Raw genomic sequence first — 19,427 nt, 5'->3', positions numbered from 1 at the left:
GAGTCTGCGAGAACGAGCAGCAAGGAAAGCCGTACGGTCGGCAGGAGCTATCTCCCACAGTGGCCGCTCAAGATCCTCGTTGCTGCGGACTAGGAACGCTGCAACGCGCTCCTTGTACGTCAGTCCCAAATTTCGTCTCCGCTGTCTTCCGCCTCCGGTGAGGAAAGCTTTGTTGCGGCAGACGGAGTAAGCCCAAGCTCACCAGCAAGGCGAATTAGTGCCATGCGGAGTTGAGGAACGCTAGACAGCAGCGGATGCCGAACTTTGCTTTCACCTCGGGCACCGGTAACGGTGAAACCGTCCGCACTGATCTGCCGGTTAACCTCCCTGAGCTGAACCGCAGTCATCACGTATTCCACAGCAGAAAGAGCCTGAGTGTCAGTCAGGCCAGCAGAAGCAACAAGCGCCGGAATAGTGCGAGCCCAAATGTTGGCAGCGTCGGCACGCATGGTCTTTGCTGCCTTGCTCCTGCCGGGCAGTAGGTCATTCCAGTCCGGCTCTACCGGGTCTGAGGGAGCAAAGCGAACACCTGCCGTTTGCCGGTCGTTGCGGAACGTCCCCTCACGTACTGCCTGTAGGTGTGGCTTTCGGTGCGCGGGCATCAGACACCCCTTTCTAGGAACTGACGAGAACATGTTGATTAGCCATCACAGGTTTTTCCCTCCCTGCCGCGCCGCAATTGGGGGGAGGAGGAGTCACCCCCCAGGGGTGGGGGTCAGAAAGGCGGAGCGTCGTCCACCCATCGGCGGTATTCGCGCTCATGCGCCTCACGCTGAGAGCGATGCTCAGCGAGGAATCCGCCAGGCTCACGCGCTGGCCGTTCCTTGGCATCGCATGCCTTACACAATGGCCGCAAGTGCTTAAAGGCATCAGGGTTCGGTTCCCCCTTTGCCACGAGGTCACGTCGACTGATCGGCCAATGGTCGGCAACAGTGGCAGTGCGACCACAGAGAACACACCAAGGGTTCGAGTAGATAAACCTTGGCTGCACTCGCTCACGCCAGTCACGGCCATAGCTAGAACCACCACGATTAGCCCGCTGCTTATGCCTCTGCCTCGCATGCTCAGGGCATGCGCTCTCTTTCCCTCGTATCAACTCAGAGCACCCGGGTTGAGCGCATGGACGAGGGGGCTTTGAGGGCATGGGGGTTACTCCTCGGAGAGGGGGGCTAGTTAGTAGCAGGGGGGGGCATTGTTGATATCCGGGGATAGGTAGCTATCGGGCGTGAGAGGGTGTCAGTGCTCAGAGGTGATCGCCAGGAATAGTTCCTCGTCGCCCATCTTGCGCATGTGTTCCCGTGCGTCTATTTCCTGCTGTACGTCGTCCAGGGCGTACAGGTCATCAGTCGCGCTAAGGATCATGTCTTTGAGTGCCTGTACTAGCTGAGCGGCCCTATCGGAATCCACATTGCCCGCAGCGAGCATGCGCGTTACCTCGTCGGCATATCCGTGCGCATAGCTCAGGGATTGGGTCAGAGAGTCAGCGTGAGCCGGGGCGCAATCGTCGGCCAGCATGGGGAACAGCTCCTTAACAGCAGCACACACATTCGCAACGTGCAGCGTCGACGTATGTACAGTTCATGCGGGGTAGGGGGTCCTCGCCGGCTCCGGGTTGATCTTGCATGCGCGAACGAGTTGAGATACGCCAAAACCCCCCGGTCGACGAGGACCAGGGGGCAATGGGGCTAGGCGTTAGGCAGCGGCATTCTGAATGCGGACATGAGCAGCGGCACGAGGGAACGCGAAGCCAACTCGCATTGTGCCCTTAACGGCCACACGGTCGCTCGTAAAGTAAGCCGACTTATCGATCTCAACACGCGTGTCATCACGGACCACAATAAGCATGTCATTACGAGAGATGCCGTACACAACATCGGCAGGAGCATGCGGAGAAACGAACACCGGACGGCCGAGAATCGTTCGCCGACCCTCAGCGGTGAGATCACCGTTTAGAAGAGCCTGGTTCGAACCGCTCGCCGTCTTGAGCTGAGCGATCTCAAGCGCAGTAGCGGCATTCGTAACCCACGCGTTCACGTTGCCGCCCGCAGCCTCAGACAGAGATAGAGCGTGCTCGAACGGGTCAAGGTTGGCGTAAGTCACCGGGGCCTCAACCGTCGAAATGCCGGACAGCGAGGAAAGACCCGCCGGGTTAGGAGCCGCGAGCGAGTTGAGTAGCGCATTGTCGACGCTGTTAGCAATCTGGCGAGCGATGGAGCGCCCAACCTGGTCACCGGCAGACGGGTCACTGTCGTCTGCCATTTCCCGGCTGATAATCGACAGGCCAGCGAACTTGGCAGGAGTAACAACAACCTCGTCGAACACAGCGTCAGACGGGGTAATCTCCGCGCCCTCAGCGACCGCGCCAACGGTCACATCAGAGGCCAGCACTGGAATCCGGTAATCCCGAGCAGACGTGTTAACAACCGTGCCAGTCTGCATGGCGACGGAGATAGCCTCAACCGGCTTAGTAACTAGCTCACCGTACTCGGGAGGCAGAATACCCTGAACACCAGGGGTAGAAGTGTAAAGAGCCATTGCGGCGCATCCATTCTTTCTATGTGGTTACGGGGAAACCCGGTCGCCACGGGCGAAACGGGGTGCGCCGCAGGCGCGAACGTGAAATGCCGCTGACCCACCCGGAGTCATGCGGCATTTCGGAAAGCTCGATATTCGGTTAGGTATGCCAGCGGTTAGGCACGCAGAGCATCGCTCCAAGTAGGAGCAGCAGGAGCGACAGCAGAGCGGGAAGACCCGCCGACGCTCCCCCAACCCGCCGTTGCCTTTGCCAGACCAGGGCGGTTCTCTAGTAGCGACTCAACAGCAGCCGTTATCGCATCGTCGGCAACCTCGCCGTCCTCAGTCAGAAGATCCGAGACGCTGCGCTTGCCGATTTCGAAGAGATCAGCCGGGACAGCGAGCCGATCCGAAACACGCTGCTCGATATCCCGACGCAGCAGAGTTTCAATACGCGTGTTCGCCGTCTCTAGCTTCGCCTCAGCATCACGCAGCTTTCGCCGGTACTTAGCAGCCTCAGCATTCGGGCTAGCGGCCTCATTGTCGGGCGTGTCGGCAGGAGTCTCGCTCTTGGTTTCGTCGCTCATGGGATGAATCCTTGGGATGTGGTGTGAGATAGCAAAATGCCCGACCGGTGAACGCGTGGGAGCAGTAGCGTTCACTGGTCGGGCATGTCGGCAGGGTGGTTACAGGCCCTACCGAAGAATCAGAAAAGCGTCACTGCTCTAGACGCTGAGAACCTGCGCGGCGGACAGTTACTGAATTCAGTAACTGAGCGGCAATGCCCCGGCAATCAATCACTCTGACTACCGGGGCCGCCACACCCTCACACCACGCAAGGGGAGAATTGGGGGTGCAGCCCGGACGTTTTCAATCCGGGCTGTTCCCTAAGAGAGCGCCATGTGAAGCGCTGGAGAGGACCGGGGCTCATTCCGTCCCCCTCAATAGCACTAGAGCGCAAGCGCAGCCCGCAAAATGGACAATTAAGGTCGAAGCCGGCCGCCACCTTGCATTTCTTTATCAAGCCGTGACGAATTGCTCTGGCTCGCCAGGGTCCATGGTCTCTCGATAAAGCCGGGCAAGCTCGGTAAGCACAGCAAAGCTATTCAGAACGGCTGCACGGTCCCTCTCGTTCACGGGTAGTGACGTAAAAGTCTCCAGCACGCTCAATGCGTGAAAGGACGCGTATGGGTCCATGCGGGCTCATCCTTTCAGTAGCTAGATAAGCGCGATTCCGAAGAACGTCACGCCTTCACTTGTCTTGCGGCGCTCAACACCGTGCTCGGCGAGCACCCGGTAAAACGTGCTGCGTCCCATGCGGAAACGAGCGGGGAATGCCTCACGCTCGCACCATGCGGCATACGCCCGGAAAGCCTCGTCCGCCAGCAGTCGCGCGCTCTCGTCGGCAGGAACGAGAATGCCCGGGAAAAAGCCATGCAGCGTGGACTCTTGAGTCATTGCCCGCTCAGCCTCACGCTTTGCCCGCGCTGCTGCCTCTTCCCTCAGCTTGGCTTGCCGGGTCTCATGCCGCGCGAAAACACGCTCCTCGTTCGCAGCAATGACAGCCTCGTTGATTTCGAACTGTCGGGTTCGCTGCTGAGCCTCAACCTCCCGGCGCTCATCCGTCAGACGAGCCCAAGCAAGGGGCTTTAGCCGTTCAACCTCAGCGTCAAGGCCAGCAAGACCGACACGACGATAAGCGGCATCAAAAAGCTTGTGATCCGTCCGGCACAGCGGAATGTAATAAGCGGTGCTCTCAGACCAGACTCGGCCGTCTGCCTCACGCTGCTTAGAGTCCCGCCAGTTATACGCCCAATCGGTAGCCGTGCCCCCGCAAAAGGTGCACGCGTTGACGTTAGCTTTTCCGTGGCACATGACCACGTCCCGGTGAATCCGGGCGTACTCATACTCAGCGCTCATTGCGTAAGTCCGTTTCTGTGATGCCGATAACAAGAGACGCCCCCACCTAGGGACTCGACGCATCGGGGCATCACTACCAATGCGCAAGTCAACCCAGATAGGGGCGTCTCAGTTGCGCGTTATAAACCGACGCGCAATCGGTGCCTAGGGCGTGAACCGGAGTGATGCCGTTCACAGGAACACCGGGGGTGTCTCCTCAATTTGCACTAGAGCGCAAAGGCTGCCGAAAACGGCCCTATATGAGGTATGAACGGAATGCGTTACCTTGTTGTTATGAAATGGGTGACGAACCTGCGGAGAGGGTGACGAACTGAAAACTGCAAAAGCGCAGGTCAGGCGGGTTTTTATAGGCAGCGGTGACGAGGTGACACTAGGTCACTGTTGTTCCTACGTAGAGGGAAAAGAGGCTCTGTATAGGTGGATCTAGAATTTCAGTCATATTCGTCACTTCGTCACTCATCAAGGTATTTCCGCAGGTCAGAGGCTTGCAGCGGTGCCGTTATGCCTCGCGCTGTTCGTCACCCTCCCTGCCCAAGTCGTCACCCTCGTCCCTCAGCGCGTAGCCGGGCACGGGAAACCGCTCCTGCCCCTCGCTGAGGACGGCCCGCCGGTCGGACGGCCGTGAGGGCGCTGCTCAGGCTCAACGGCCCGTAGGCGGGCTCTCTGGGCTCTCCTCGTGGCTGCTTAGGCTCCTCGCTGCCGCTACTGCCTTCCGGCTTGCCTTGCCGACGGCTCTGTGTGCCGTTCTGACGGCCTATCTCGACCCCGACGGCCTCGGGTGCCGGAATGAGCCTTCGGGGCCGCCAGTCGGACGTGTGGGGCTTTCCTGGATGCTCTCTGGCCCCTGCCCCGCCGGTCGTCCGCACCTGCCCCGGTCGACTGAACGGCCCTTTAGCCAGTTCATGAAGTCGCCTTACCTCGCTGGCCAGTTGAGCAGCACCGGCACCCAACAACCCATGTTCTGTAGGCCAGTTGGGCACCTGGTCGTCGTTGAGCCGCAGGGGCCCGTCTGAGGGCATGGGAAAGCCCCGCCCGATCACAGGGACCGAACGGGGCTCTCAGGCTCTCTCAGGGTCTAGGGCTACTTCGACTTGCGCCGTCCGCCTCGGCGACGCTTCAACGCCTCGGCAAGCTCGGGCGGTACCGGGTCACCGTGCCAATAGATCTCCGCCCGCTCCGTAATGTCCAGCGGAGTCCACCGGTTCGGCATGGGGCCGTCCGGACGCTTGCGAATGACCACGCAGTTAATCGCCAGTGCCAGCAATGCACGGCGGGTTTCCTGCGTCGCTATCTCCCATGCCTCATCCACCAAGTCACGGTCACCGATGAACGGGCAAACCAGCGGCCCCGCGCTGTACTTGTCTGCGTTTTCCTTGGCTGCTGCGACTACGGCCAGCGCGTCATCCAACATTGGTTGGTACAGCTTGCGCATGGGCCCCTCAAACTCCTTGCGCTTGTACCGGCCGTCCACAAGATCCTGTAGTGCTGCCTCAGCTTCCAGCAGTGCGCGCCGTGCCTCGGCTGCCTCGGCGGTTTCCTCCGGTGCCTGTAGGGCCGACCACCGGGCGGTGATGGTCATGGCAAGTTCCATGTCCGCCTCATTGTCGGTGTCCAGCGAGGAAAGGCGCGTTTTCCAAGTCTCGATTACCCACCAATCCAGGTGCTTGCCATCAAGCGAAACCGGGGCCGGGCACGAGCCGGGGGAGCGGCGGTGCTTTCCGCACATCCATGCCCCCGCTGTTTTCTGTGACGAGCCGTAACAACCGGCGCACCGGGGGAGACCGGTCAACGTGTGTGCTGCGGCTGTGGGTTGGGGGAGCGCTCCGAGGAACGCGGGGTTTTTGGACTTGCGGACATTGGCGCGTGCCTTAGCGGCCAATTCCGGCGGCACAATGGGTTCGTCGGTAACGGCGATTTTGTCGCCGTTCTTGTCGCGGTAGACGTACGCGAGTGCGCCCGCTGGCCACTGACTGAGAATCTGCCAACCCTCGTAAACGGGGTGAAGGATGATGCGATAAACGGCCGTGACGTTCCACGCGCCGCCCGCCGGTCCGGGGATTGTCTCGCTGTTCAGTCGGGCCGTGATCTGGCGCAGGCTGTTTTTCTTTCCGCCTTCGGCTGCCTCGGTGAAGATGCGGAACACGACAGCAGCGGGACACGTTTCGTGAGCCTCGGTGCTGCGGTCCTGGTGGAGTTTCCGAGTCTTGGGGTGGACGGTGTAGCCGTACGTCGGGGCGCCGAGCCACTTACCGGAATCGCGTTGCAGACGCTTGGTGTTCTTGACGTTGGCGGACAGCCGCTCTGAGTATTCGCGCGCTTCCTCGGCCCGGTTGATGATCCAGCGCCGGTCACGGGGGTTGGACGAGTCGAGACCGTCATAGTCGAAGATCACGCGGCCCTTGCCGGGGCGCAGAATTCCGATTAGGTCGTCGGCACCCTTACGGGAGAACCGCGAAAGGTCGTAGCACCACAGGGTGTTGATCTCCCCGGAGGCGAGTGCTGCTAGGGCGTTTTCGAATTCATCTCTCTGACGCGCCTTGAACGCGGAGCCAAGCTCTGTCCAGATGAATTCTGACGGAACGTCAGCACCTTCCCGCTCGGCCGCTCGGCGGCCCTGCGTAATCTGTGCGTCGGTGCTGAGTTCGCGGCGGGCGTCTTCTTCGCCGAGGACTTTTGACTTGCGCGCCAATATCCCCCAACGCTCGCGCTCTGTGTTCTTTTCGTGCATGTGTTCCATTGTGCCTGATGACCCTTTCTCCGGGACGCCTGCACCTGTTGCAAGCACCCACGCCCATGTCCCGCAGGCCTACGAGAAGGTCAACGGCACCTGGGTGGTCTACGGCATGGGCGACCAGATCGCCGGCGAGATGATCGGCCGCGAGGGCGTCCACGATCCGCGCGGCAACCAGTCCACCCTGGGCCGCTTCACCTTCGCCCCGCCGGAGCGCCCCGGCGGGCGCTGGGAGGTGACCCGGGCCGAGTTCGTCCCGCAGCTCTTCGACGTGGACGCCGGCCGGGTCGTCAACCTCAACCGGGCACTCGCCCGGGGTGCCGAGGTGCGGTCCGTGCGCGACCGGATCCGGAACGTGGTGCTCAGCCGGGGTGCCGCGCAGGACGGGCTCGTGATGGGGGAGTGAGGACCGTCAGCCGAGGTCGACGTGGTCGAGCGCCGTCAGCAGTTCGCCCAGCACCCGCAGACAGGCCGTCACCTCGGCGTCCGTGAGACCACCGCCGACCTCCCGCAGGAGCAGGTGCTCGCGCTCCAGGACGGCGGAGACCACCGCGGAGCCCCGCTCGGTCGGACGGATGAGCGACGACCGCCGGTGGGCGGGGTTCGGGACGGCCTCCACCAGGTCCTGCGCCGCGGCGTCGTTCACCATGCGCTGCACGAACTGCCGGCTGATCGCCTGTGCCCTGCCCATCTGCGGCACGGTCATCGGCCCGTTGCGGTGCAGCAGGGTCAGCACGGCGCGTACGCCCACGGACAGGTCGTCGGTGGTCAGCCCCTGTTCCACGCTGCGCTGGGCGCGCCGGTAGAGGGGGCCGACCAGGTCGTACACCTCGGTGAGGCGGCGGCCGAGCTCGTCCGGGGGGAGGGGGGCGTCGATGTCCTTCATCCCGCCATCGTGACACCTGGGTTGCCAAAGTCGTGTCGACATGACACCTCGGTTGTCGTGAATGGTGCTTCGGATCTACGCTTCTTCCCCTCCGCCGACGGCGACCTCGCCTACCTCGACACCGGCTCCGGCGACCCGGTGGTCCTGCTGCACTCCGGCTTCGCCGACCACCGGGTCTTCGACGCCCAGATCCCGGCCCTGGCCGCCGGGTACCGGGTGATCGCACCGGACGTCCGCGGCCACGGCGCCTCGGCCAACGCCACCGCGCCGTTCCGCTGGGCCGACGACCTCGCCGCGTTGCTGCGCCACCTGGACACCGGTCCTGCGGTGCTCGTCGGCGTGTCGATGGGCGGCGCCATCGCCACCGACGCGGTGCTGGAGTACCCGGAGCTGGTGCGCGCCGTGGTGGCCTGTTCCGCGGCCACCAGCGACTTCCAGTACACCGACCCCTGGGTCCGCCAGGTGCTGGCCGAGCAGGCCGCGGCCCTGGGCGCGGGCGACGTGGAGGGCTGGCTCACCGCGTTCCTGCGCTACGTGCCCGGCGAGCACCGCACCGCCGCCGACATCGACCCGGACATCACGGACCGGCTGCGCGGGATGGCCCTGGGCACCCTCGCCAAGCACACCCCGGACGAGGAGGACCACCACGTGCCCGTGACCGGCACATGGGCCCGCGTCCCGAAGATCGACGTCCCGGTCCTCACCGTCAACGGAGCCCTCGACGCCCCCGACCTGATCGCCGAGGCGGAACGGTTCGCCCGCATCGTCCGCGACGGCCGCTCCGTGATCATCGACGGCACCGCGCACTACCCCAACCTGGAGCGGCCCGAGGAGCTGAACAAGATCCTGCTGGACTTCCTCGGCTCCCTCCGCTCCCGCTGACGGCGAACCGCACCCGGGCCCGCCGTACGGGACTACGGCACCACCGTCACCGGCCACCGCCCGGCCTTCACCAGCCGCACCGCGACCGACCCGACGAACCGGTGCCCGGCCTGCTCGGAGGCGCCCACGACCACCGCGTCCGCCTTCAGGTCGTCGGCCGCCTTCACCAGTCCGTTGTAGGGGTCGCCGCGGAAGGTGTGGAACTCCCAGCGGATCTCGAAGATGCCCCTGATCCGCTCCATCGCCTCCCGGACCTGCGCCACCAGGTCCTCGGCCACCTCCTCGGTCGTGTCGGTCACCGGCGCGCCGAGGGCCGCTCCCGCGGCCAGCACCGGCTGCACGTACACGAGGGCGAGCAGCGCCCCCTGACGGCGTGCCAGACCGGAGGCGTACGCCGCCGCGCGCAGCGAGGAGTCGGAGCCGTCCACGCCGGCCACGATCACCTTCGGGCCGTCCGTGCCCCGTTCGAACCGCTGTTCCGTCACGACAGCGAGGCTATCGGAGTCCGGTTCACCGGCCCCCACGCGCCCGCCGGGGTCCGTCACCCCGCACTGCGCCGATCGGGTGGAATCGTGCCGCCGCACCGGTGTCGCTGAGGTGCGTCGGCCCTCCGCGGGGCGACTGATGAGTCATGCAGAAGGATCACTTGCTCACCCGGCGCCGGGTGCTGCTCGCCGGCGCCGTCTCCCTGGGCGCCGCCGGTGTGGCCGCGGCGTTCGTGCCGGGCGCCGGGAACCGTGCCGCCCCCGCGCCGCCGCCGGCCGCCGGCGCCCGGGCGGCCCGCCGCCCGCTCAGGCCCTCCGAGTACCGCCTGCGGCCCCTGACCGGCTACGGGCCCCCGCACACCCCGCACGGCAGGACGCCCGTACGGCGCGAACCGCTGCTGAGCGTGCCCGGACACGGCCGCACCATGGTGCTGAGCTTCGACGACGGCCCCGACCCCCGCTACACCCCGCACATCCTCGACACCCTGGCCCGGTACGAGGTGCGGGCGATGTTCTTCGTGTGCGGGGAGATGGCGGCCCACAACAGGGACCTGCTGGCCCGGATGACCGACGAGGGACACGTGGTCGGCAACCACACCTGGTCCCACCCCCTGCTCACCCGGCTGCGGCGCGCCCGGATCCGCTCCGAGATGGAGCGCACCAGCGACATCGTCGAGCAGATCTGCGGCGAACGCCCCGAGTGGTTCCGCGCGCCCTACGGCGCCTGGAACCGTGCCGCCTTCCAGCTCGGCGCCGAGCTGGGCATGGAACCGCTGGCCTGGACGGTCGACACCCTCGACTGGACCGAGCCCGGCACCCGCACCATCGTCGAGCGGGTGGAGGACGGCGCCGCCCCCGGCGTCGTGGTGCTCTCGCACGACGCCGGGGGCGACCGCTCGCAGAGCGTACGGGCCCTGCGCGCCTACCTGCCCGAACTGCTGGACTCCGGCTACCACGTCACCGTGCCCCGCCGGCAGTACGTCTGAGCGGGCCCCGCCCGGACGCGGGCCCGCTCAGCGGACCTCGGCCAGGCGGGCGAAGACGACCACGTTCCCGTCGTAGCCGTTCTGCTGGGAGAAACCGCCGCCACAGGTGATGACCCGCAGCTCCGCCACCCCCTTGGAGGCGTAGACCCGGTCGCCGGGGAAGTCGTTCTTCGCGAAGACCTCGATGCCGTAGATCTCGAACACGGCGGTCTTCCCGTCCTGGCGGGTGATCTCGACGAGGTTCCCCTTCTGCAGCGCCCCGAGCCCGTAGAACACGGCCGGTCCCTGAGCGTTGTCGACATGGCCGACGACGACCGCCGTGCCCTTCTCGCCCGGTGAGACGGCGCCGGTGAACCAGCCCGCCAGATTGGGGTCCTGGGGAGGCGGCGCGTCCACCCAGCCCTCCACGTCCAGGCCCACCGGAATGACGGGCGCGTCCACCTGGATCCCCGGGATCACGACCCGGTCCGGGACCGCGTACGGCAGTGGCCGCACCGACGCGGCCGTGACGGTGCCGGGCACCCGGCTGTCGGCGGCGGCCGCGCCGGCCGGCTGCGGCGGGCCCACGTCGAATTCCCCCGAACCGTTCCGGATGAGCGCGAGGCCGGTGAGCAGAACCAGTGCTATCACGCCCCACGGGGCGCGCTTTTTCCGCCGTGCCTCCCATTCGGCTTCGTCCGGCTCGAAAGCAGACATTCGCCTTCCCCTCTCGACACGGCCGTCGCCGTACCACTCGCGCATGATGAAAACGCTAAATGCCGTGCGCGCAACCGGCGACGGGACGGAGGCGAACGGGTGGCCCCGGCGCGGCCGGGTGCGCCATCCGAGGCGGTACCGGACGAAGATTTTCTGACGGTCCGTGACCTGCGGTGATATCCCCTCTCGCGGTTCTCCGCGCGGGGTTCGCCTCACCGGTACGGACCATTCCCGAAATGCGGGCGTGCGCAGGGCAACTGAGGGTCTTTCCGGGAGGCGCTTTCTCGCCGATCGACCGGGAACGGGACCCGGGGCGTCTTCCGCGGAGGATCACATGCGCAATTCACGTGCCCTGGCGGCCGCCGGTGCCGCGGTCGCCGTCCTCGGGCTCGCCGCCCCGGCGGCGGTCGCGGACGGCGGCCGGGTTCCCAACCCGTCCAACATCGTCGTCCTGCCCAGCGTCGTTCCCCGCGGCGGTCAGCTGACCATCACGGTCGACGGCTGCCCCAACGGCGGCACGGCGACCTCCAACGCCTTCCCCCGGACGAACCTGACGCCCATCAGCGGTGCCAACGACACCTCGAAGGGCACCGCCACCGTCGACGCCGACGCCCGTCCCGGTTCCTACGACGTCACGGTCCACTGCTCCGGCCGGAGCCTGACCCGGCCGGCCGCCTTCACCGTCATCGGCGGCGTCCGCGGCGGTATCGGCGGCAGCAGCACCAGCGGGGCGACTCCGACCGACATGGCCATCGGCGGGGCCCTGGTGGCCGCCGCGGTCGCCGGCAGCGGTGTCTTCTGGATGCGCCGCCGCGCCGAGAAGCGGATCTGAACCGCTGTCCCCTCCGGGCCGCCGTTTCGCACGAGTTCGCACACCGCTCGCCCCGGATCCCGTGGGATCCGGGGCGGCACTCCGCTCACCCGCGGGCGGTCTCAGCCCTCGATGTGCGGGAAGAGCCGCAGGAACGGGTCCGCCGACGCGGCGAGGCCCCGGCCGAAGGGCGCGTCGAAGTCCCAGATGAGGAAGAGCAGGAAGGCGATCAGCGCCGAGAACAGCCCGGCGAGGACCATCTCCCGGGTGGTGCGCCGGATCTGCAGCGCGAAGATCATCCCGATGGTGACGGCGGCCCCGGTGAGCAGCCCGAACCACACCACGCCCGGCATGGTCTCCCCGGTCGACTCGGCCCGTGCGCTGCGCGCCTGGTCGGCGGCGGCCACCTGGTCCACGAGGGGCTGGTAGGCCTGCGCCTCGAAGTCCGTCCGCGGCTCGTAGTCGGTGACGTCCCGGCGGACACGGTCGAGGAGTTCGGTGCCGCGTCCGGTGACCTGTCCGTCGTCGGCCATGGCCCGCCACTCGGTGGTGACGACGTGTCCGACATAGGCGTTGACATCGTCCCGGATACGGTCACGCACCTCGGCGGGGTAGACCCGTACCCGCTCCGAGATCTCGTGCAGGGCCACCGCCTCCGCCCGTACGTGCTCCTGGGCGGCGCCGCGTCCCTCCCAGACGCCGGCGATGGCGAGACCCAGGACGATGGCGTACACCACGCCGATCCACATCGTCATGTACTCGATGACGTCCGGGGTCTCGCTGGGGTCCTCGTCGTCGGCCGCCCTGCGGTGCCGTACGAGGGTGATGACCACCACGACGACACAGGCGGCGAGCATCGCGAGGGTGAGAACAAGCCATTCCGGCAAGAGGTGCCTCCAGAAGGGGTCGGGTCGGTCCGGGCCTCAGCGCGGACGCAGCGCGGCGATCGCGACCACCGCGGGAACCGTGATGAGCAGGACGAAGGTGAGCGGTGACGTGGCACCGCCGGAGGACCGCCGGACCGGGGCCGCGCGGTACCGCGGGTAGTGCACGGGCGTCACGGACGGACGCGGCTTCGGCGTGGCCGACGGCGTCGGGGCCGGTGACGGCGGTGGCGGCGGCGGGCGGCGCGGGCGCGGCGGCGGGGTGGGAGCCGGCGTCGGACGGGCCGCGGGTGGTGCCGGACGGGCGGCCGGCGGGGGCGGTGGCTCGGGTTCCGGGGTCGGGCGGGGCTTCGGCGGCGGGGTGGCCGGCGCGGGCTCGGGCGGGGGCGGCGGCTTCGGAGAGGGCGTGGGTGTGGGTGTGGGGGCAGGGGCGGGTGTGGGCGTGGGGGACGGTGGCGGTGGTGAGCAGAACGGGGGGTCCGTCCAGGTGACGTGTCCCGCGACCGCCACCGCCTCCGTGCCGCCCGGTCCCGTCGAGGCGTACGCGCAGGCGTCGGCCGCGGCCGTGCCGGGTGCGCCGACGAGCGCCCAGATCAGCGTCGTCACGGCCAACGCGCGTGCGGTGGCGCGGGATTGGGTCGGTACGAGTGCTTGCACGACGAAGATCATGAATCGTGAACCGCCGGGCCGCGCCCGGGATCCCGGTGATTGCCCCGAAGGAGTTAACAAAAGAAATCCGGGCCACCGTTGAACACGACCCGTGCCTCCATGCGTACCCATCGTCGAGCGGCGGCACAGCAGGGCGCTGCACGACCCTTGCGATGATGTGGAGTTGACGATGAAGACCTCCTGGCGGACCGCCTCACTGGTGGCGAGCGCCGCGGCGGTGCTGGCCCTGACCACGGCGTGCGGTCAGGACAGTCCGCCGCCCGCCGCCAGCCAGAACGTGGGTGCCACGACCGGGGCCGGGGACCTCGGCAGCATCGGCGCGGGCCAGGCGGGAGGCGGCGGCGCCCAGGCGTCGGCGAGCCCCGCCGACACGGCGGGCGAGCTGAACGTCTCCACCAACGCCGAACTGGGCAAGGTGGTGACCGACAGCCTCGGCCTGACCCTGTACCGCTTCGACCAGGACACCGCCGAGCCGCCCGCCTCCAACTGCGAGGACGACTGCGCCAAGACCTGGCCGCCGGTGCCCGCCGACGACGCCACGGCCGGCGAGGGCATCGACAAGGCGCTGCTCGGGTCGGTCGACCGGGCCGACGGCACCAAGCAGCTCACCGTCGCCGGCTGGCCGGCCTACCGCTACGTCAAGGACGTCAACGCCGGCGACGTCAAGGGCCAGGGCGTGGGCGGCAAGTGGTACGCGCTGAACCCCCAGGGCAAGAAGGCCCAGGCGGCCGACCGGCCCGGACTGTCCACCCGTGAGGACGCGAAGCTGGGCGAGATCGTCGTCGACGGGAACGGCATGACCGTCTACCGCTTCATGAAGGACGAGGCCTGGCCGAAACCCGTGTCGGCCTGCACCGGCGCCTGCCTGGAGAAGTGGCCGGTGGTCTCGCCGGTCGACTTCGAGGACACCAAGGGCATCCAGGAGAAGGGCTACATGACCTTCACCCGCCCGGACGGCGCCGACCAGCAGACGATCAACTGCTGGCCCATCTACACCTTCGCCGGTGACAAGGCTCCCGGCGACACCAACGGTCAGGGCGTCGGCGGTACCTGGTACGCCGTACGGCCCGACGGAAAGCCGGTCGGCGCTTCGGAGAAGTAGCAACCTCCCCCAAGGGTGTCGTCCGCTCCGGACGTCGCCGGCCCCGTGTCCGCCCCTCCGCAGCGTGCGGAGGGGCGGACCGTTCTGCCGTGATTCCCCGGCACCCGTGGAATCATCGGCACCCTTCTCCGCGTACCTCTCGACGTGCCGGAACTCTCCGGAACGCCGCGGACACATGTCGTCACGCTTTCGCGGGCGTCCAATAGGCACGTGCCACTGGCAGTGACCGGGAACGGATGGTCAATTTCCGTTTGGGGTCGCTCCTTTGGCGGGCGATCAGTAGCCTCTGCTCGAACACCGGATCGCCTACGCCTTGGAGAGGTACATGGAGCGTCCCGTCTGGGCCCCGCGGAGCATCGACATCTCGGTGCCCAGCGTCTCCCGGATGTACGACTACTACCTGGGCGGTTCCCACAACTTCGAGGTCGACCGGGAAGCGGCCCGCAGGGCCATGGAGTTCATGCCGGGCCTGCCCAAGATCATGCAGGCGAACCGTGCCTTCATGCGGCGGGCGGTGCGTTTCGCGGCCGGTGAGGGCATCACCCAGTTCCTGGACATCGGTTCCGGTATCCCCACGTTCGGCAACGTCCACGAGGTGGCGCAGGCGGCCGTACCGGACGCCCGTGTGATGTACGTCGACCACGACCCGGTGGCCGTGGCGCACAGCCAGGCCGTTCTGGAGGGCAACGACGGCGCGGACATCGTCGCCGCGGACCTCCGGAAGCCGCGGGAGATCATCGACAGTCCCGAAGTGCTGCGGCTGATCGACCTGAATCGGCCGGTGGCGCTGCTTCTCGTTGCCATACTGCACTTCGTGGAAGACGCGGACGACCCGTACGCGGCGGTGGCCGAACTGCGCCGGGCCCTCGCGCCCGGCAGCATGCTCGTGCTCACCCATGCCTCGTACGAGGGAATCCCGCTGCCGGCGGAGCGGGCCGAGGGGGCGGTGGACGTGTACCAGGACATTCGCAACCCGCTGATCATGCGCACGCGCGACGAGATCGCGCGGTTCTTCGAGGGGTACGACATGGTGGAACCGGGACTGGTGCCGATGCCGCAGTGGCGGCCGGACACCGCACCGGAGGACGAGGATCCCTACGCGTTCTCCGGTTTCGCGGGCGTGGGGCGTACGGCGTGAGCGCGGAGCCGGACGGGCCGGAGGACAGACTGCGCCGGTTCGTGACGATCTGGAGCCGGGCGGTCTTCCCGGTGACCTCGACGTCGTCGACCCGCCCGGAGTTCGAGGAGCGGCTGCTGCCGCTGGCCCGGCTGCTGAGCGAGGCGCTGCGGGCCCGGTCGTTCGACGCGGACGCGGGCCGGGCGGCCGGTGCCGCGCTGGTGGAGGCGCACTGCACCGCCCCGGAGGCGCTCAGCCGGACCCTGGACTGCGTGGACGCCTATCTCGTCCTGTACTGCGGCGAGGACGGCGACCGGGAGGACCTGCGGGCGCGCTCCGCGAGGCTCCAGCACGCCATGGCCGCCGGGTTCGCGCAGGCGCTGCGCGAGCGGACGCTGGCCGAGCAGGAGGCCATCGCGCGGGCCGCGCTGGAGGCCCAGGGCGTGGTGGCGCAGGCGCTGCACGCCACCGAAGCCCGGTTCCGGGCGGTGTTCGAGGGCGCGGCCATAGGGATCGGCATCGCCGACCTGGAGGGTAACGTCCTGCAGGTCAACGGTGCGCTGCGGCGCATGTTCGGCCTGTCCGAGCAGGCCCTGCGCGGTCGCAGCGTCAAGGAGTGGGTCCACCCCGACGACGCCCCGCAGACATGGCGGCTCTACGACGAGCTGGTGAGCGGCGAGCGCGAGCACTACCACCTCGAAAAGGCGTTCTACCGCCCGGACGGAACGGTCCTGTGGACCAATCTGACGGTGTCCCTGCTCCGCGACGCCGACGGCGACCCGCAGTACCAGCTCGCCCTCATGGAGGACACCACCGAGCGGCGGCTGCTCAACCTCCGGCTGCGCTACGAGGCCACCCACGACGCGCTCACCGGGCTGCCCAACCGGGCGTTCTTCTTCGAGCGGCTGGAGAAGGCGCTCGGCGCCGGCGAGGGCCGGCGGTTCGGGTTGTGCTACCTCGACCTGGACGGCTTCAAGACCGTCAACGACAGTCTCGGGCACGCGGCCGGCGACCGGCTGCTCGTCGAGGTCGCCGACCGGCTGCAGGCCTGCGCCACCGCGTCCGGCGAGATGGTGGCCCGGCTCGGCGGCGACGAGTTCGTGGCGCTGACCACCGGTCCCGACACCGAGCGCACCGTCGACGAGCTCGCCGCCCGCATCATGAACGCGCTGCTCGCCCCGATCAGTGTGGACGGCCGGGAGCTGACCGTGCGCGGCAGCATCGGCATCGTCGAGGGACCGGCCGGGGAACGCAGTGCGGCGGAGGTGCTGCGCAGCGCCGACATCACCATGTACCGGGCCAAGTCGGCGGGCGGCAACCGGTTCGAGCTCGCCGACCCGGAGGCGGACGCCCGCGCCATCACCCGGCACGGGCTCACCACGGCGCTGCCGACGGCCCTGGACCGGGGCGAGTTCTTCATCGAGTACCAGCCGCTGGTGCACCTCGGCGACGGCAGTGTGCGGGGCGCGGAGGCGCTGGTGCGCTGGCTGCACCCGCAGCACGGGGTGCTGTCCCCGGACCGGTTCATCCCGCTCGCCGAGCACACGGGGCTGATCGTTCCGCTGGGCCGCTGGGTGCTGGAGCAGTCGGTGCGCCAGGCCCGTGAGTGGCGGGACCGGCACGGGGGCGAGGCGCTCGGCCCGCTGCGCATCAACGTGAACCTGTCGCCCTGTCAGCTCACGCATCCCGGGCTGGTCCAGGACACGGTGGAGATCCTGGAACGTACGGGGATGGCGCCGGACGCGCTGTGCCTGGAGGTGACCGAGTCGGCGCTGATCGGTGCGGACGACGACCTGCTGAAGCCGCTGCGCCGGCTGGCGGAGATGGGCGTCGACATCGCGCTGGACGACTTCGGCACCGGCTACTCCAACCTGGCCAACCTGCGCCGGCTCCCGGTGAGCGTCCTGAAACTGGACCGTTCCTTCACCCAGAGCATGCAGCGGTTCCCGGCCGACCCCGTCGACCTGAAGATCGTCGAGGGGATCGTCTCCCTGGCCCACAGCCTCGACCTCGCGGTCACGGTGGAGGGCGTGGAGACGGGGGCGCAGGCCGAGCAGCTGCGCATCCTCGGCTGTGACACGGCGCAGGGCTGGTACTACGCCCGGCCGGGGCCGCCGGAGCGGTTGCACGAGCTGGCGCTGGTGGATGCCACGGGCTAGCCGCCCAGTGGCTCGGGGTGCGGGTCGTACGGTGGCTGCGGGCCGGTCGGGCTTGTCGCGCCCACGCGGCGGAGCCGCACATGTGTCTGCCCCGCGCCCCCGGGGGAAGCTCTCACGGACGGAGAAGGACCAGGTGGGGATGGACCGGGAGAGGGGTCCGGTGAGGGCGGCGATCGAAGGAGAGCTGCGGCTCATGGACCCGGTCGTGTGCTCCTCGCGTGCCGAGGGCGTGCGTCTGCTGGATCCGGAGTCCACCGAGGCGGGTGCCTCGGGCCGGCGCCACACGTACGCGGAGATGATCGCCGAGCTGCCCGGCCACCCGGGCGGCTCGGCGGACGGCCCGGTCTGCGAACCGTCGGAGATCACCGGCGTCCTCCTCGCACCCGGCCGGGTGCACCTCACGTACGAGACCCGCTTCGACGGCCACCGGGCCCGCCGCAGCTCCCTCCGGCGCAAGCACGACGACCGGACGGGCCGGCGTATGTACTACCACCAGGGCACCCCGGCCTCCTGAAGGGGCACGGGGCCCGGGCATACAGGGGCGCGGGGAACTGCGCACGGGGGTCTGGGGGCGGAGCCCCCAGGGACGGGGAGGGAAGGGGCGGCGGGGCGAGGCCCCCCACGCACACCCGCGTCAGCGTTCCAGCAGCATCCGCTGCAGTTCCCGCGCCGCCCGAGGCGGGGCCACGTCGCTGCGGTGGGCCAGGGCGATGGCCCGGTACAGCCCCGGCCGCGCCAACGGAGTGACCCGCAGCCCGTGCCCCGACCGCGCGGCCACCATCCGCGGCACCACCGCCACCCCCAGCCCCGCCCGTACGAAACCCAGTACCGCGTCCATCTCGCCGCCCTCCACCGCGAATCCGGGCTCGAAGCCCTCCGCCCGGCACGCCGCCACGGTCAGCTCGCGCAGGTCGTAGCCGTGCCGGAACATTACGAGCCGCTCGCCCTCCAGGTCGGCGATGCGCACGGTGCGCCGGCCCCGTCCCGGCCGCGGGGCGTCCGGGGAGGAGACGACCACCAGGTCCTCGCGCAGCAGCTCCACCGTGGTGAGCGCGGGGGAGGGCGTCGGCAGCGGCAGGACCACCAGGGCGAGGTCCAGCGCCCCGCGGGCCAGCTCCCGCACCAGGTCGTGCGAGCCGCCCTCCTCGATCAGCAGCCGGACGCCCGGATACCGGTCGTGGAAGGCGCGCAGCACGTCCGGCAGCAGCCCGGTGCACAGGCTCGGCGTCGCCCCCAGCCGCACCCGCCCGCTGCGCAGCTGCGCCACCTCCTGCACCTCGTGCCGCGCGGTGTCCGCGTCGGCGAGGATCCGCCGGGCCAGCGGCAGCAGCGCCTCACCCGCGTCGGTCAGCGTGATGTTCCCGCGCGCCCGCCGGAACAGATCCGCCCCCAGCTCCCGCTCCAGCGCCTTGATCTGCTGCGACAGTGACGGCTGCGCGACGTGGACCAGCTCCGCGGCCCGGGTGAAGTGCCGGGTCTCGGCGACGGCCACGAAGTACTGGAGCTGCTGGAACTGCATGACCTCATCATAGGCTCGCCCTATCGAAACGAGCCGTACCATGTCTTGGACCGATGGGGCCCTCCG

General features: G+C 68.1%; 19 protein-coding genes and 1 pseudogene. 8 read left to right on the top strand and 12 right to left on the bottom strand.

Annotation, left to right across the window (positions count from 1 at the left end; translation table 11 throughout):
* Positions 1-119: 119 nt before the first annotated feature.
* The 6 genes from ACIA6T_RS07940 to ACIA6T_RS07915 form a co-directional block, all read right to left on the bottom strand.
* Positions 120-449, bottom strand: coding sequence for a P27 family phage terminase small subunit (locus tag ACIA6T_RS07940; RefSeq protein ID WP_399445676.1), 330 nt, complete (start codon positions 447-449; stop codon positions 120-122).
* Positions 450-1,236: 787 nt separating this feature from the next.
* Positions 1,237-1,515 carry a hypothetical protein gene (locus tag ACIA6T_RS07935; RefSeq protein WP_399445675.1) on the bottom strand — a complete coding sequence of 93 codons (279 nt, stop codon included), beginning with the start codon at positions 1,513-1,515 and terminating at the stop codon, positions 1,237-1,239.
* Between the two features lie 177 nt (positions 1,516-1,692).
* Positions 1,693-2,535, bottom strand: coding sequence for a phage major capsid protein (locus tag ACIA6T_RS07930; protein WP_399445674.1), 843 nt, complete (start codon positions 2,533-2,535; stop codon positions 1,693-1,695).
* 155 nt (positions 2,536-2,690) lie between these two features.
* Positions 2,691-3,101 (bottom strand): hypothetical protein, encoded by a 411-nt coding sequence (locus ACIA6T_RS07925; protein ID WP_399445673.1) that lies wholly within the window; start codon positions 3,099-3,101, stop codon positions 2,691-2,693.
* Positions 3,102-3,732: 631 nt separating this feature from the next.
* Positions 3,733-4,434, bottom strand: coding sequence for a hypothetical protein (locus ACIA6T_RS07920; RefSeq protein ID WP_399445672.1), 702 nt, complete (start codon positions 4,432-4,434; stop codon positions 3,733-3,735).
* 1,081 nt (positions 4,435-5,515) lie between these two features.
* A complete protein-coding gene (locus tag ACIA6T_RS07915; RefSeq protein WP_399445671.1) occupies positions 5,516-7,162 on the bottom strand; it encodes a recombinase family protein in 1,647 nt (548 codons plus the stop codon).
* Between the two features lie 46 nt (positions 7,163-7,208).
* Here ACIA6T_RS07915 and ACIA6T_RS07910 point away from each other — a divergent pair.
* A pseudogene (locus ACIA6T_RS07910) lies at positions 7,209-7,571 on the top strand (CapA family protein); the annotation flags it as partial.
* 6 nt (positions 7,572-7,577) lie between these two features.
* Here the strand turns inward: ACIA6T_RS07910 and ACIA6T_RS07905 are convergent.
* Positions 7,578-8,051, bottom strand: coding sequence for a MarR family winged helix-turn-helix transcriptional regulator (locus ACIA6T_RS07905; RefSeq protein ID WP_399445670.1), 474 nt, complete (start codon positions 8,049-8,051; stop codon positions 7,578-7,580).
* A gap of 57 nt (positions 8,052-8,108) precedes the next feature.
* Here ACIA6T_RS07905 and ACIA6T_RS07900 point away from each other — a divergent pair, with 57 nt between their 5' ends.
* Entirely contained in the window at positions 8,109-8,933 is an 825-nt protein-coding gene (locus ACIA6T_RS07900) for an alpha/beta fold hydrolase (protein ID WP_399445669.1), read from the top strand.
* Between the two features lie 32 nt (positions 8,934-8,965).
* On the opposite strand, the gene ACIA6T_RS07895 is transcribed toward ACIA6T_RS07900, so the two are convergent.
* Complete coding sequence (locus tag ACIA6T_RS07895) at positions 8,966-9,418, bottom strand: universal stress protein (protein WP_399445668.1); 453 nt, start codon at positions 9,416-9,418, stop codon at positions 8,966-8,968.
* A gap of 146 nt (positions 9,419-9,564) precedes the next feature.
* On the opposite strand from ACIA6T_RS07895, the gene ACIA6T_RS07890 reads away from it, so the two are divergent.
* A complete protein-coding gene (locus tag ACIA6T_RS07890; protein WP_399445667.1) occupies positions 9,565-10,404 on the top strand; it encodes a polysaccharide deacetylase family protein in 840 nt (279 codons plus the stop codon).
* 27 nt (positions 10,405-10,431) lie between these two features.
* Here ACIA6T_RS07890 and ACIA6T_RS07885 read toward each other — a convergent pair whose 3' ends face one another.
* On the bottom strand, positions 10,432-11,100 hold the full coding sequence (locus tag ACIA6T_RS07885) for a class F sortase (RefSeq protein WP_399445666.1): 669 nt from the start codon (positions 11,098-11,100) through the stop codon (positions 10,432-10,434).
* A gap of 334 nt (positions 11,101-11,434) precedes the next feature.
* Here ACIA6T_RS07885 and ACIA6T_RS07880 point away from each other — a divergent pair, with 334 nt between their 5' ends.
* Positions 11,435-11,932, top strand: coding sequence for a hypothetical protein (locus ACIA6T_RS07880; RefSeq protein ID WP_399445665.1), 498 nt, complete (start codon positions 11,435-11,437; stop codon positions 11,930-11,932).
* Between the two features lie 101 nt (positions 11,933-12,033).
* Here ACIA6T_RS07880 and ACIA6T_RS07875 read toward each other — a convergent pair whose 3' ends face one another.
* Complete coding sequence (locus ACIA6T_RS07875) at positions 12,034-12,798, bottom strand: DUF4239 domain-containing protein (protein WP_399445664.1); 765 nt, start codon at positions 12,796-12,798, stop codon at positions 12,034-12,036.
* Positions 12,799-12,834: 36 nt separating this feature from the next.
* Positions 12,835-12,963: a hypothetical protein gene (locus ACIA6T_RS07870; protein WP_037873435.1), complete on the bottom strand. Its 129-nt coding sequence runs from the start codon at positions 12,961-12,963 to the stop codon at positions 12,835-12,837.
* Positions 12,964-13,633: 670 nt separating this feature from the next.
* Here ACIA6T_RS07870 and ACIA6T_RS07865 point away from each other — a divergent pair.
* The 4 genes from ACIA6T_RS07865 to ACIA6T_RS07850 all read left to right on the top strand — a co-directional run bounded on the left by ACIA6T_RS07865 (position 13,634) and on the right by ACIA6T_RS07850 (position 18,356).
* Positions 13,634-14,566, top strand: coding sequence for an SCO0930 family lipoprotein (locus ACIA6T_RS07865; protein WP_399445717.1), 933 nt, complete (start codon positions 13,634-13,636; stop codon positions 14,564-14,566).
* Positions 14,567-14,891: 325 nt separating this feature from the next.
* Entirely contained in the window at positions 14,892-15,704 is an 813-nt protein-coding gene (locus ACIA6T_RS07860) for an SAM-dependent methyltransferase (RefSeq protein ID WP_399445663.1), read from the top strand.
* Positions 15,701-17,842, top strand: a complete 2,142-nt coding sequence (locus ACIA6T_RS07855; RefSeq protein ID WP_399445662.1) for a putative bifunctional diguanylate cyclase/phosphodiesterase — start codon at positions 15,701-15,703, stop codon at positions 17,840-17,842. Before ACIA6T_RS07860 ends, ACIA6T_RS07855 begins: the two co-directional genes overlap by 4 nt.
* A 139-nt stretch (positions 17,843-17,981) precedes the next feature.
* A complete protein-coding gene (locus ACIA6T_RS07850) occupies positions 17,982-18,356 on the top strand; it encodes a DUF4440 domain-containing protein (protein WP_399445661.1) in 375 nt (124 codons plus the stop codon).
* A 120-nt stretch (positions 18,357-18,476) separates the two neighbouring features.
* On the opposite strand, the gene ACIA6T_RS07845 is transcribed toward ACIA6T_RS07850, so the two are convergent.
* Positions 18,477-19,361, bottom strand: coding sequence for a LysR family transcriptional regulator (locus ACIA6T_RS07845; RefSeq protein WP_399445660.1), 885 nt, complete (start codon positions 19,359-19,361; stop codon positions 18,477-18,479).
* Positions 19,362-19,427: the final 66 nt, after the last annotated feature.

This window comes from Streptomyces sp. NPDC051740 (assembly GCF_044453165.1).
In the GTDB taxonomy this organism is placed as follows: domain Bacteria; phylum Actinomycetota; class Actinomycetes; order Streptomycetales; family Streptomycetaceae; genus Streptomyces; species Streptomyces atrovirens.
The sequence above is the reverse complement of the archived record's forward strand: the minus strand, read 5'-3'. Positions and strand labels throughout refer to the sequence as shown.